Origin of the sequence: Rhodoplanes sp. SY1 (assembly GCF_046000175.1) — a bacterium.
Taxonomy (GTDB): Bacteria; Pseudomonadota; Alphaproteobacteria; order Rhizobiales; family Xanthobacteraceae; genus Rhodoplanes.
In genome coordinates, this window is the sequence record NZ_JBEOMB010000098.1 from 15,581 (window position 1) to 28,307 (window position 12,727).

Genomic DNA, 12,727 nt, shown 5'->3' on the forward strand with positions numbered 1-12,727 from the left:
GGCGCGCCGAGGGCGAGCCAGACGCACCTCTCGTGTCGTTTCTCCTGTTGTTTCTTCCTGTTGTTTTTTCTTCTTGTTTCTCCTGTCGTTTCTCCTGTCGCTGCGGACGAGGCACGAGGAAATCGACGTTGACAGCGGCGGCGGGCGATGGGCATGAGCGCCCCACTCGAAGCCGGGCCGAACTCTGCGGCCATCTGCGGCGGCAGCAAGGCGGTCATATCGGCAATGGCGGCCGTGACGAAAAACGGTTGCCGGTTGCGGCGGATGGTGCACAATTTGGACCGCTCGTTCATCGGACCGGTCAGGAGCCAGAACTCATCATGCGATGCGTTTCTGCCGCGGTGCTGAGTGCGTTGTTGGTGCTGGCTCCCGCCAGCGCCCATGCGCAGGTCTACGAGCTGATCAAGGGCTGCAAGAGCTCGATCACGCTGGTGATTGCCTGCGTGGTGGTCGAGCGGGGCGTCGAGAAGGTCCTCGATGTCGGGCTGGAGGGCCTCATCGCCTTTATGCGCGGGGAGAGCAAGACGGTCGGCCCGGTGAAGCCGGTGGTGTCGCCCGAGGAGGTCGAGGCGGTAAAGGCTTCGATGATACCCTGGTCCGAGTTCAAGGCTTTCCTGCTCTCCACCTTCGGCGTCGGCAAGCCCGCCGAGGACCCCGCCGAGTTCCGCAGGAAGATCGCCGATGCCTGCGCGGCAAAGTATTCGCCGGTCTGCGCCCAGTTCGGCTTCTTCGAGCCCGGGCGCCACACGTCTTGCGAAGGGCTGACGCGAGATCGCTGCGAGGTCCCCTTCACCTCCTGCAAGTGGAACGGCTCGGTCTGCGTGCGGGGCGGCGGGACCAAGGATCTGCTCAAGACTCTGCCTGGCGGCTGAGGCCCTGGAACGCGTGATCGTCCGGTGACGCCGGGCCTTGTCCGGGATGACGGAGAGCAAGCGATGGCCGATGCCGCCCGGGGGCGCAAACGGTTCCGCCGGCTGGCGGCCATGACCTCTATGCTGGTCGCAGCCTCCTCCGGCTCGTCCGCCGCGCCGTACAGGGATCCTCCGAGGAACGCCAGGGAATGCGGCCTGATCATCGCCGACATCGTCGAGGAGCAGATGGCGAAATCCGCGCCCGAGATGCTGGTGGAGTTCCTGAAGTCGACCAATGTCGACAAGATCCTCGAAAAGCTCTGCGCCGAAGGGCGCTACGACGAGGCCTACCGGCTCGGCCGGGGCTTCCTCGGCGGCAAGAGCGAAGCGCGCAGGGGTCCGGCTCCCCTGACGCCCGAATGCATCAAGGAGGAGGAGGTTGGTGTCTGGAAGGTCACCGCCGACGCCGATCGCTACATGCTGACCAGATCGGCAAAGGTGACGTCGTTCGATCCGGAACGCGTTGCGGCACAGATCGGCGCCCAGTTCTTGATGCTCCGTTCCATTTCCGACGGTGCGGCGGTTTATTGGCTGAACCCTTACTTCGTCGCCCCGTTCGCGCCCCAGAGCCTCGATCTCGTGCTGCGGACGTCGAGCGGGGAGGAGCGGCGCGGAACGGTTCCGCTGCTGAACGGGAAGACGGTCGTCCTCACCACGCTGATCGGCGACATCAAGGGGACCGACGAGGTCGAAGTCACTGCCTCCTTCGCCGGAAAGCCGCTTTTCTCGGCGACGTTCGGATATCGCGACTTCTCCAAGCCACAGTACCAGGGCATGGTCCTCGCCCATCGCCTCAAGGAGACGCGCGCACGGGGCGCCTGCCACGATCGGCCCTGCGTCCTTACCACGGCGTGCTGCGAGCTCATCGGTCTGCCCGACGACTGCTTCGAGCTGCGCACGCTGCGACGCTTCCGGGACCGGGTCCTTGCCGTCGCTCCACAGGGAGCCGGCGATATCGCGTTCTACTACAAGGCGGCCCCGCTGATCCTCGAAGGGATGAAGGCCGCCGGCGACGAGCGCCGCCTCCTGGGCTATTATGCGACGCACATCCTGCCCTGCGCCCTGATGGCACGTGCCGGTCTGGTGCGGCCGACCTACTGGCTCTATCGGGATCTGATGCGACGCCTTTGCAGAAGTTATGGTCGCGACCTGAGCCTGCCGGCCGTTTAGGCGCGGCAGTGGTTACAGTGGCGGCCGCCGCCAAGTACCCGCTGCGCATTACGACGATCGCGACCACCTGTACCGACGGATCGCGCCCACCCATTCCGACCGATCGCGACCAGTGTGGCGCGGGGTGTGAGGGGGGCCGTCGGGTTCACCCGCTGATCTCAGCGAACGACGGTTTGGTCAAGAGCGGCGGAGGCTGTCCTCGTAGTCGATAGGAGGGACCCGCGCGCGACGCGGCGTGCCCCGACGGCTGCCGCGGCGGCGCGCGCGGGAGGTCCCCACGGGGGCGGCCGGTCGGCTCGGAACGTAGTTCATTTCTTGACCTCCTTGGACGGCTTGGCGACGGCGGTCATGACGTCGGCGAACGCCGCGGAACGACATGATGCGAGCGGATACGCTCAATCAAAAGCGCTTCGATACACGGCGCGCACCCTTGTGGTGTGCATGGGCGGAGCGAACCGGCACGCCCCTCGCACGCGATGCTGCGCAAGGTCGCGGGGCAAGGTGACGGGGCAAGGTGACGGGGCAAAGTGGCGGGGCAAAGTGGCGGCGCAAGGTGCCGGGCCGCGATGCCCGGACAAACCGCCGCACCCGGGCCGGCGCAAGGCAGTTGCCTCCCCGTCGCCGCGGTTCCAAGGTTACGCGCGGACCCAGTCCAGGCCGGCGCAAGACCGGCGCGGTCCCCAGTCGATCGATCCTGTCGAATCCACCGGGCTCGAGATCGATCGTTCAAACCGAGGAGGGACGTGATGAGGAAGGCGAAGCTCTTGTCGGCAACGGCGTCCGTTGCGTTTCTGGTCACGGCGACCGTTGCCGATGCCCAGCAGTTCGGCTCGGCGGCCGAGGCCAAGGCGATGCTCGAGAAGGCGATCGCCGAGGTGAAGGCGAACGAGGCGGCCGCCATCGAGAAGTTCAAGAAGGGCGAGGCCGGCTACAAGGATCGCGACCTCTACGTGTTTTGCTTCGACGCCAAGACCGGCACCGTCACGGCGCATCCCTCGCTGATCGGGACGGACATTCGGGTCCTCAAGGACAAGACCGGCAAGGTCATCGGCGAGGACATCTTCGCGGCCGCCAAGGACGGCACCATCACGACGGTCGACTATTTCTTCCCGAAGCCTGGCGGCACCGAGCCCATCGCCAAGCAGTCCTTCGTCACCAAGGTCGGCGGCCAGGGCTGCGCGGTCGGCTACTACAAGTAAGGCCGAGCCTCGTCTCCGCGACGGTCTTCCGCGGTCGCGTCGCGGCGATGGGGCGCGTCTCCGCCATCCAGGTCGCCGCGGTCGACGCTATGCCGCGTCGACCGCCCCGGTTAAGTCGATCCGGGCGCGTGGACGCCGTAACGTCTTTTGCATACCGGCTCCCTCCACTTCGGCTTTCCCATGATCGTTCGCTCCGGCCGTTTTCACGGGAAAACCTCGGCACTGCGACGAGACCGAACCGTCGCGCCTTGATCCGACCCCGGGCGGGGGTACGCTACGGGATGATTCATTGCCGGCGCTGAACGCCGCGAACACTAGCGGCCCGTGAGCTACTGACATGGCGCCGATCTCCGATCACCAAGAGATCGTCGACGTCGCAGCATCGATGTGTCGATCGCCCGACGACGACCTCATGTCGGATCGTGAGACGTCGACCTGCAACAGCGGCGCGGTCAACCGGCGTTCCGAAAGCAGTGGATCGCCGAGCCCGAGGCATTCCCCCCCGACTCGCTCGCATCCGACATAGGCCGGGTGTCGGCCATCTCGACCGCATAGTCCTCGAACGCCCGGGCAGGAACCGGTCGACCGATGAGATACCCTTGGTAAAGATCGCACCCCATCAGATCGAGCACGTGACGTTGGATCTCGGTCTCGATGCCTTCGGCAAGAACCTTGAGGCCGAGCGTCTTGGCCAGAGCGATGATCGTTTTGGCGATGGCTGCATCATTCGCATCGACGAGGATGTCCTGCACGAAGCTCCGGTCGATCTTCAGCTCTTCGATGGGGAGCTGTTTCAAATAGGCGAGCGACGAGTATCCGGTGCCGAAATCATCGAGCGAGAACCTCACCCCCTGGCGACGCAATCTCTCCATTCTTTCCGATATCTCGACGTGCCGATCGATCAAGACGCTTTCGGTGAGCTCGAGCTTCAGACGACCCGGATCGATACCATGGCGCTCCAGCGTCTTGGTCAGATGATCGACGAACCGATCACCTCTGAGTTGAACGCCGCTGACATTGATCGACAGGGTCAGGCCGGCGAGCTCGGGGCGAGTGGACCACGCGGCGAGCTGCCGACAGGCCGCTTCGGCGACCCACTCCCCTAAAGGCTGAATGAGACCGGTGCTCTCTGCAACGCCGATGAAATCGACTGGAGGGACATAACCGCGCCGATTGTGCGGCCAGCGAATCAAAGCTTCGGCTCCGATCAGGTGGCCATGCCTGTCGATCTGAGGCTGGAAATGCAGTTCGAAGTTTTGGTCGCGAACGTCGCAGCGTAGATCGGCCTCGAGCGCGGCACGCTCCGCCAGGTTGGCCTGTAGTTCAGGCGCGAAGAAACGAAACGTGTTCCGTCCGGCCGACTTGGCATCGTACATGGCGAGGTCTGCGTACCGCAGAAGCTCGTCCAGGTCGACCGTCCCGTGAACGAACAACACGACCCCGATGCTCGGCGTGCAGCGGTACTCGAAGCCGCGGAGATCGTAGGGACGACCGAGAGAATCAACAATTCCTGCCGCGATCCCCGCGGCGACTGAGGCCGCCTCGGCGACCGTCTCGGCGTCACGCAGGGTCAGCAGCAGGATGTATTCGTCTCCCCCGAAGCGAGCGACGATGTCACTGTCGCCCACACACCCGACGAGACGATCGGCCGTCTGTTTGAGCAGCAGGTCGCCGGTGGCGTGACCAAGGGTATCGTTCAACGTCTTGAAATCGTCGAGATCGACAAACAGAAGTATGCCGTGCTTCCAGTCGGCGGCTTCGACGCCGAACACGCGTTGAGCCCTCTCCACCAAGCCGGCTCGGTTCGACAATCCGGTCAGCTGGTCGTTGAAGGCCAGGTGCTTGATCCGTTCGTTCTTGATCGAGAGGGCGAGTTCGACCGCCTCGCGGCGCGCGATCTCGGCCAGGAGCTCGGTGTTACTGGCTTCGAGTTGCTGCCGATGACGATTGCCATCGGCAATATCGGTCTGGAGGCGCTGCGCACGATGTCGCATTCTTTCAAATCCGATCAACGCGACGAACAGGGCGACGGATAGGGCGCCTATGTAATAGGCGCGCCATGGGGACCCGGTTTCCCGATAGGTGTAGGCTTCGCCGACGAGCGTCAGAATCGAGATCGGATGCGAGGTAACCGGAGTGCGAAGCGCGACGAAGCCGGATCCCAGATCGAGATTGCCGAGATCATCCGTGCTGGTCGGGATGCCTGCCGCAAGCCTTTCCAGACGACGGGCATCACGCCTCGATAGAATCGACGTCCATCCGGGCGTCACGATACGACGGCCGCCGTCCGCCAACAGGAACTCTTGGTGTTCCGGCGCTTTGCTGGGATCCGCGATCAAGAAAGCAGCCAACAGATCGAGGTCCGTGACGGTCACGAGGGACCCGCGGTAATGCCCTTTGTGAAGCACCGGTGCGAACGCGATAACCACATCTCGGCTGCCGTCGACGATGACACCTGCCCGATCCACCGGCACATTTTCGAGAACCAAGGGCCGGCCCTGGCCCACCGAAACCATGCGGCGGCCATGCTCGTCTCGAAACGCGATATCGCGATAGATCGGTCGACCGCGGAACCGACTCTGCATGAGTTCCTGGGTAAGCTCTGTTTCGATATAGTCCAGGTTGGCGGCAAGACCGTACTGGTGAGACATCCCGAGTGCGCGATTAACCAGGTAGGCAGAGATAGGGTGACTCGACGCCATTCGCCCGACCGCGACTTCACGCTCCCTGAAGAAGTCGTCGAGCTCGGCACGACGTCGGATGCTGTCCGCCACGAGCTTCGCTTCGCTCGCACGACGCAGCTTCGTCTGTGATATGTGCAACTCGCCGACGATCAGCAGGGTCAAAGCGAGAAAAATGCCCGCCATTACGAACGGCCAGTGCTTTACGGCATTGAGCCGAATTGGGCCGATCGTTTCCATCAGTTCACAGCCGCAAAAAACCTAGGAAAGAACCGCTTGATCCCGGGATAATACTTTTTGACGAGCTGTTCATAGCCGCCGTTTGCTTTCAAGGCCGCAAGATATCGGTCGAACTCTTCGCGCAGGAGGCCGGCGTCCGGCGGAAACGCGGTCGCGAGAGTCTGCTCGTCCGATATTGGGCCGATCACCTTGAAGCGACCTGCCCACTTCCGGAGATCGAGCAGCGCATCGGGCACGTCGAGTAGGGCGAAATCAGCGTCTCCGTTGAGCAGGGCGGGCACCATCTCGTTTAGATTGGTGCTGGTGGTGAGGACCTTCAGATCGATCCCCATGTTCTTGAGGCCGTAGTTCGACGGATCGAGACAGGTGCGTTCCATCACCAGGAGGCTTCGATGACCGATGAGCGTCTTGGTTCGCTGGATGTCGTCGCTCAGCTCTCCGGTCGGCTCGATCGGACGAACAGGCGAGTCCGCTGGCGCGATCAGTAGAACTTGCGACGGAAAGGTCGGCTCTGAGAAGAGGAGCGCCGCGGTTCGCCACGGCAGCTTCGTGAACCCGGCCGAGATGAGATCGCCGCGAATCGGATAATCGCCGGTCAGTTCGACGCCGTCGCCTTTGGGAAAAGCCTCACGACCCAAGAGGTCGCGGACGACGGAGTAGAAGTCGGAGAGGACCAACGTGTATCGAACACCGATGTGACGCGCGAAGCCCTGGATGAGTTCGACGTCGAAGCCATCGCCGTCGCCGGTGACAAAGTTCGCGTAATTTATGCCGAGATGCCGGATCTCGCCTCGCGCCTTGATCTCCGCGAGGTCGGCAGCCATTGCTGTCGTCGTAAAGACGAGGATCGTGAAGGCCGTGCAAGTCGCGCGGCGAGGCAGCCTCAGGCCCATCATGATCGCCTGCTCCGTTCGCTACAGAAAAGACTGTATAGCCGTGGCCATACCGAAAGCTTACTCGCAGGCGGAATCAGTTCAAAAGCAGTTGCTGAAGCGTTAGTCAGCCAGTTGTCGGAAGTCCAATGAACGCTCCTCGTTCGTCACGGCGATCACCTGAATGGCGTAGCCGTGACGTCAAAGACAGCGGGGGTCGAAGCGTTTGCTGGCGCGTCACGTTTGCTCCTCGGTTTTCGCGCCTTCCCGGCGATACGCCGCGGTGGACCGCAAGTCGCCCGAATGACGGCTGCGCCGACAGGGCTTAAGCGGTGAAAACAAAACGACGATTAATCGACGGTTAGCCAAGTATTAAGTTACCGTCAACGAATTGCAGTCATTGTCTCCTGGCGAAACGATCGATCGGATCAACCAGATTTCGGACACGATCGCCGCCGCCGTCGAGGAGCAGAACGCGGTCACCAAGGAAATCGCCATCAACATGCAAACCGCAGCCACGGGCGTTCAGGCGATCAGCGAGAACATGAGCAGGATCGTCGGGGCGATCCAGTCGGCAGCTGACGCGACCGAAAAGGTGCGGCATGCTTCGCGGGAGTTGGCCGCGTAAGGTCACGACCGGGTAGGCACGGCATGACGATTTGCGCGCGGCCGTAATCCAGATCGAGCCCCATCCTGTCATACGTTTCGCATTTGTTAGACCGAGTGCATCACCATCGGAGAATCTCGTCGGCGTCGATGCGGGTCGTGCAGACCTTCGCCGCCCAAACGGAAAGGGTTCGTGCAATGTCCGAAACAGGTCTGCAAACGCGCCTCGATTTCATCAAGATCGACGACGGCGTGCGCGCCTGCCTGCGGGAGGTCGAGCCATTGGTGTTGCGGGTTCTGCCCGACATTCTCGACGGTTTCTACGCCCATATCGGTCAATTTCCCGAGATGGCGCGGATGTTTCGAGACACGGCACACCAGAGGCACGCCCGCGAAAAGCAGCTTGCGCACTGGGGCGTCATCCTGAAGGGACGGTTCGATCAAACCTACGTCGACTCGGTGACGCGGATCGGGAGAGCGCACCATCACCTTGGTCTCAGTCCGCAGTGGTACATCGCTTCCTACAGCCTTGTAATGAGCGGGTTGCAGAAGGCGATCGAGACAGAGATCGACAGCGGGAGGTTCGGCAAGAAGGCGCTGGCGAGGCGTGAGCACAAGGCGAGACTTCTTGCGGCGATCACGGCGGCGGCGCTGCTCGACATGGACTTTTCCATCTCGGTCTACCTGCAATCGGGACTGACCGCAAAGCAGGACCAGATCGACGGCCTGAGCCGATCGTTCAATACCGTGGTCGAAGCAATCTCGTCCGCCTCGACCGAACTGCAGGCGACGGCGGGCGCGCTGAGTCAGACCGCTCGCGACACGACCAATCTCACCTCACAGGTGGCGGGTGCGTCGGAGGAAGCCTCCGGAAACGTTCAGTCCGTGGCAGCGGCGACGGAGGAGCTGAGTGGCTCGATCGCCGAGATTTCGCGTCAGGTCAAGGAGTCCAATCGAATTGCGGAGAAAGCCGTCGCGCAAGCCCTGACGACGGATGGCCGCATCAACGAGCTATCGCAGGTCGCTACCCGGATCGGCGACGTCGTAAAGCTCATCACGGCCATAGCCGAACAAACGAACTTGCTCGCGCTCAACGCCACGATCGAAGCCGCCAGGGCAGGGGAGGCGGGAAAGGGATTTGCGGTCGTTGCTCAAGAGGTGAAAGCGCTTGCTGCCCAAACGGCCAAGGCCACGGGTGACATCGGCAACCAGATCGCCGCCATGCAGGCGGTCACGCACGACTCTGTCGCCGCCATCAAGGAGATCGGCGCCACGATCGGCCGGATTTCCGAGATCAGCGCTGCGATCGCGGCGGCAGTGGAGCAGCAGGGGGCCGCCACGCAGGAGATCGCCGTCAACGTCACTCGCGCTGCCGAAGGCACAAAGAACGTCGCCAGCAACATAGCGGATGTAAACCATGGGGCGATGGAAACTGGATCGGCCGCCGACCAGGTGTTGAGCTCGGCAAGGTCGCTCGCCATGGAGAGCAATCGGCTCAACGCCGCGGTCGAGCAGTTCGTCGCCTCGGTCAGGGCGGCCTGAGGCGGCTTTCGGGAGGCGAGGTCCACCCGTGCGTGGCATATGGGGCGGTCGGCGTGTGCTCGAAGAACGTCCGGCGGGCTCGGCCTCGAGGCGGCGCGTTCACGAGAGCTCGGCCCGCTTGCGCGCCAGTCAGGCTGCGGGCCGGGGAGAAGGTCTTCTGGCAGGACGTGCAGACCGGGGAGGCACTCCGGCTGTGGGGTGACGATGCCGGAGCCGCGGCTGCAGGCGATCACTTCGGGCGAGAGGTGACCTGCGTCGACAAGGACGCCTGTAAGATCGAGGCCCTGTAGGCGGGCGAATTTCCGATCTGCGGATCTGCGAGCCGGGCCTGGATCCGCTCCTCGCGTCGCCCGTGTGCGAGAAGCGGCTCGACTTCACGACTACGCTTGCCGGGCCGGAATCCCGAGTTCCTGTGCGAGGGCGCGGCCGTCCGCGACTTCGAGCACCTGGATTGCATCATCGTCGGCACCACGGACGAGCGCCTGCAAGGTGATGACCAGCTCTACCGGCAGCGCCATCTCACCCGGGCACCGCTGATGTTCACGGCGCGCGGCACTGCCGAGCTGATCAAGTATGCGGCGAACGCGTTCCAGGCCACCGAGATCACCTTCATCAACGCGCCCGCCGATCTGTGCGAGCAGGTGGGCGGCGACGTGCAGGAGGTGGCGCGCAGCATCGGCCTCGACAACCGATCGGCTCGAAGTTCCTGCATGCGGGGCCCGGGCTACGACGGCTCGTGTTTTCGGAAGGGCACGCTGGCGCTGATCAAGACCGCGTAGGACAAGGACACGTCGCTGCGCATCGTCGAGACGGTGCCAGCCGTCCAAAACCCGCGCAAGCGCGCTGTGGCCCGCACGGTGTCGGCGACGCTCGGCGGCTCGGTGCACGACAAGACGATCGCGGTGCGCGGCCTCACCTTCGAGCCGAACACCGACGAGATGCGTGAAGCGCCATCCATCCCGTTGGCGAAGGTCTTCGACAGAAAGGAACGCGGGTTATCGGCCCACGCGATTCGACGACAGACTCGTTCGATTCGAAGTCACGGCACCAGCAAGATCGGGCCGCTCCCGAGCCTTCCGATGACAAACGGCTGTTGCCGGAACTTGGTTCTCCGCAGCACCTCGTCACGGACCCGTCCCAACATGGTGCGCAGGTCGAGCCCCCGGGTGCGAAGGTGGGTCAGCAATGCGGCCGTGAACGCGCCGTTCGGGTCGCCCGTCTCGACCCTTGCCGATCCGAGACCGGTCGCGAATGCGATCAACGTATCCGGACCCCCGGGTCCGGCGGCGGTCGAACCCAGCCGCTCTCTCGAAGACGCGTCGCGAGACTGGGCCATGCCGACCGGCAGATCGGCGCGAGCCGTGTCGAGCAGAACGACCCGCAGTCGCGAGACAGCCTTGCACTCCTCGAGAAGACGCGTAACCGAGAGCGCCGCATCGCGGGGATCGACGTCACGCGTCGAGTCGGCGTCCACGGGGACGAGATAACTCGAACCGTCACCCTCGACGGCGAGCCCTGCGTAATAGATCACGACCGTTTCGGCGCCCGCGCAGCGTTTCGCCAGATCGGCCAGCACGCGGCGCATTTCGCCTGCGCCGAGGTCGCGATAGACGTCGACGCGTCCGAAACCGATCTCTTTCAGCATCGCCCCAACGGCCTCGGCGTCTCGGGCGGGCGTCGACAAGGGCGGCATGCTTCGATAGGCGGAGTTGCCGATCGTCAGCGCGATCCGCTCCTGTGCCGTGGCGGATGCGACGGCCCATCCCATCGCGAGCAGGACAACGGCGAGGCGGCCCATCGGTCGTTCCTTTCATCCTTGGCGGCAGGTCGAATCCAAGCTGATCACCATCGATGGCCGGACCGAAATCCGTCCTCTGTGACGCAGGTCACGGACGACAGGAGGTCGTGCGGCGATGCTGCGTTTCGGGCCTCGGAGCCCTAATCGGGCCGATTTCGCATCGGCCGGTGCAATCGCGCGATCGGAACCCCAACCAATCGAACCGTGAGGTCTGCGCCGATGTCTTCTTACGATCCAAGTCCCGAAATCGTCGAGGCGACGCAAAACGCCATCGTCTCCACTTTGCCGTTCGTTGCCCGCGCGGCGGTGAAAACGATCCCGGCGAGTCTGAAGCAGCGCGCAACCCGCGAGGCCCTCGCCCGGGTCGTCCCTGGCGCGCTCACAGCCATCGCGTTCACCGGAGCGGAAGGTCACGCCGTTCCACTGACGCGTGGTAGTCGCTTGACGGAATCCGTGCAGAACAGTCTGCTCGCCCGCATCGTCGGCCGCTTCACACCGACCGGGGTGACGGACTTAGTGGCCGCGTTGTCGGACGAGGTCCGCCGACTGGCGCGGTCGCAGTATTCGACAGGGTCCTGGCGTCTCGAACTCGACGGCGACGACGCCGTGTTGATTTCGCTCGGCGCGGCGCCGATCGAGCATGCCACCGAGACTGTGACAGAGGCTTTCATGGCGTCCTTCGAGGCGCTCCGTAAGACCGGGTCTCGGATCGTCAAGTTTCACCCGAACGATGACGGCGATACGCGGCCGCCTCAGTAGCCATGCGGGCATGCGACGAGGGGCGAGTCCGGCGCGAGGACCGGTCATGGCTCTCATGCGCAACACCGCAGCGCACTTCACCAGTACCATGCCCACGATCCGGCGATTTGAAGGTTTCGTGCCGGTACGACTCGCCCGGACGTGCCGGCCGTGACGACGGTCAGCCCGAGCGCTTCGATCGCTCGTGTTGCGTCCTCGGCGGCAGAATAGTCTTCGCGGGCGAGGCAGGCCTGATGTTCTTCGAAGGCCGACCGCACGTCAGCGTATCCGTCCCTCGGCTCGAACCTGCAAACGTGCCAGGGAAAATCACTCGCTTCTTCATCATACCACAAACAACCGATGATCTCGGCGCCATGTTTCAATACATAGTCCGGATCCTCGGTCTGCCCCTTCGGCGGTTCGGAGGATCGCAATCGCCAGCCGGGTCCCGAGACGTGGCGAAGTAGGTCGGGGTCGGCCGGACGAACAGCGGTGGAGCGCCCGGAACCGCGGGCGAGCGCGAACAATCGATTCACAGCCTTGCGAATCCATTCCATCGCAACTGCGCCTTCGTCTGCAAACCCGGTCGGCCGTGTTCGAATGCTGAGAAAAGAACGCCATAGGTCGGAAGCTCCGGCAAGGCCGCACTCGGATGAGTGGCATCAATCTTTTCGGAGAACGGCTTCGAGAGGATCGGGATCTCGGGTCTGCCGATGGAAGCAAGCCTGACCGGCCGAGCGCCGCTAAGTAGACTCGAACAGTGTTCGCGGAAATTCCGAGCTCTCTGGCGATCGTCGCAATGGATAGAGTCTGACCTCGGAGTTCCAGGACCTGCGATTCGCGCCGGCTCAATTGCCGCGATATCGTGGGCCGCCTGACCGGGCCGAGAACGCCTGAACGATTGTCGTCCGGGCCCGGTTCATACTCGACGGAGCGTCCGCGTTCGGCTGCTTGTCAGGCGACACGACAA

11 protein-coding genes and 1 pseudogene are annotated in these 12,727 nt (G+C 63.5%); 7 read left to right on the forward strand and 5 right to left on the reverse strand.

Translation table 11 applies throughout. From position 1 onward, the window contains the following. Window positions 1–128 precede the first annotated feature (128 nt). From ABTU92_RS21870 to ABTU92_RS21880, 3 genes are all read left to right on the forward strand, one after another. Window positions 129–872 carry a hypothetical protein gene (locus tag ABTU92_RS21870; protein WP_408093739.1) on the forward strand — a complete coding sequence of 248 codons (744 nt, stop codon included), beginning with the start codon at window positions 129–131 and terminating at the stop codon, window positions 870–872. 63 nt (window positions 873–935) lie between these two features. Next, window positions 936–2,081, forward strand: coding sequence for a hypothetical protein (locus tag ABTU92_RS21875; RefSeq protein WP_408093740.1), 1,146 nt, complete (start codon window positions 936–938; stop codon window positions 2,079–2,081). A gap of 746 nt (window positions 2,082–2,827) precedes the next feature. Then, window positions 2,828–3,280 carry a cache domain-containing protein gene (locus ABTU92_RS21880; protein WP_408093741.1) on the forward strand — a complete coding sequence of 151 codons (453 nt, stop codon included), beginning with the start codon at window positions 2,828–2,830 and terminating at the stop codon, window positions 3,278–3,280. A 452-nt stretch (window positions 3,281–3,732) separates the two neighbouring features. Here ABTU92_RS21880 and ABTU92_RS21885 read toward each other — a convergent pair whose 3' ends face one another. After that, window positions 3,733–6,201 (reverse strand): putative bifunctional diguanylate cyclase/phosphodiesterase, encoded by a 2,469-nt coding sequence (locus ABTU92_RS21885; RefSeq protein WP_408093742.1) that lies wholly within the window; start codon window positions 6,199–6,201, stop codon window positions 3,733–3,735. Further along, window positions 6,201–7,097 carry a transporter substrate-binding domain-containing protein gene (locus ABTU92_RS21890; protein ID WP_408093743.1) on the reverse strand — a complete coding sequence of 299 codons (897 nt, stop codon included), beginning with the start codon at window positions 7,095–7,097 and terminating at the stop codon, window positions 6,201–6,203. The genes ABTU92_RS21885 and ABTU92_RS21890 overlap by 1 nt, the downstream gene beginning before the upstream one ends. A 376-nt stretch (window positions 7,098–7,473) precedes the next feature. Here ABTU92_RS21890 and ABTU92_RS21895 point away from each other — a divergent pair, with 376 nt between their 5' ends. The 3 genes from ABTU92_RS21895 (at window position 7,474) to ABTU92_RS21905 (ending at window position 10,000) form a co-directional block, all read left to right on the forward strand. Then, window positions 7,474–7,701, forward strand: a complete 228-nt coding sequence (locus ABTU92_RS21895; protein WP_408093744.1) for a hypothetical protein — start codon at window positions 7,474–7,476, stop codon at window positions 7,699–7,701. Between the two features lie 137 nt (window positions 7,702–7,838). Continuing rightward, complete coding sequence (locus tag ABTU92_RS21900; protein WP_408093745.1) at window positions 7,839–9,221, forward strand: protoglobin domain-containing protein; 1,383 nt, start codon at window positions 7,839–7,841, stop codon at window positions 9,219–9,221. Between the two features lie 386 nt (window positions 9,222–9,607). Beyond that, window positions 9,608–10,000: a hypothetical protein gene (locus ABTU92_RS21905; RefSeq protein ID WP_408093746.1), complete on the forward strand. Its 393-nt coding sequence runs from the start codon at window positions 9,608–9,610 to the stop codon at window positions 9,998–10,000. Between the two features lie 260 nt (window positions 10,001–10,260). On the opposite strand, the gene ABTU92_RS21910 is transcribed toward ABTU92_RS21905, so the two are convergent. Continuing rightward, a complete protein-coding gene (locus ABTU92_RS21910) occupies window positions 10,261–11,019 on the reverse strand; it encodes a caspase domain-containing protein (protein WP_408093747.1) in 759 nt (252 codons plus the stop codon). 219 nt (window positions 11,020–11,238) lie between these two features. Here ABTU92_RS21910 and ABTU92_RS21915 point away from each other — a divergent pair, with 219 nt between their 5' ends. Then, entirely contained in the window at window positions 11,239–11,778 is a 540-nt protein-coding gene (locus ABTU92_RS21915; RefSeq protein ID WP_408093748.1) for a hypothetical protein, read from the forward strand. Between the two features lie 77 nt (window positions 11,779–11,855). Here the strand turns inward: ABTU92_RS21915 and ABTU92_RS21920 are convergent, their stop codons facing one another. Both ABTU92_RS21920 and ABTU92_RS21925 read right to left on the reverse strand, forming a co-directional pair. Then, complete coding sequence (locus tag ABTU92_RS21920) at window positions 11,856–12,314, reverse strand: hypothetical protein (RefSeq protein WP_408093750.1); 459 nt, start codon at window positions 12,312–12,314, stop codon at window positions 11,856–11,858. A gap of 190 nt (window positions 12,315–12,504) precedes the next feature. Next, window positions 12,505–12,609 (reverse strand): annotated as a pseudogene (locus tag ABTU92_RS21925) (LuxR C-terminal-related transcriptional regulator); the annotation flags it as partial. Between the last annotated feature and the right edge of the window lie 118 nt (window positions 12,610–12,727).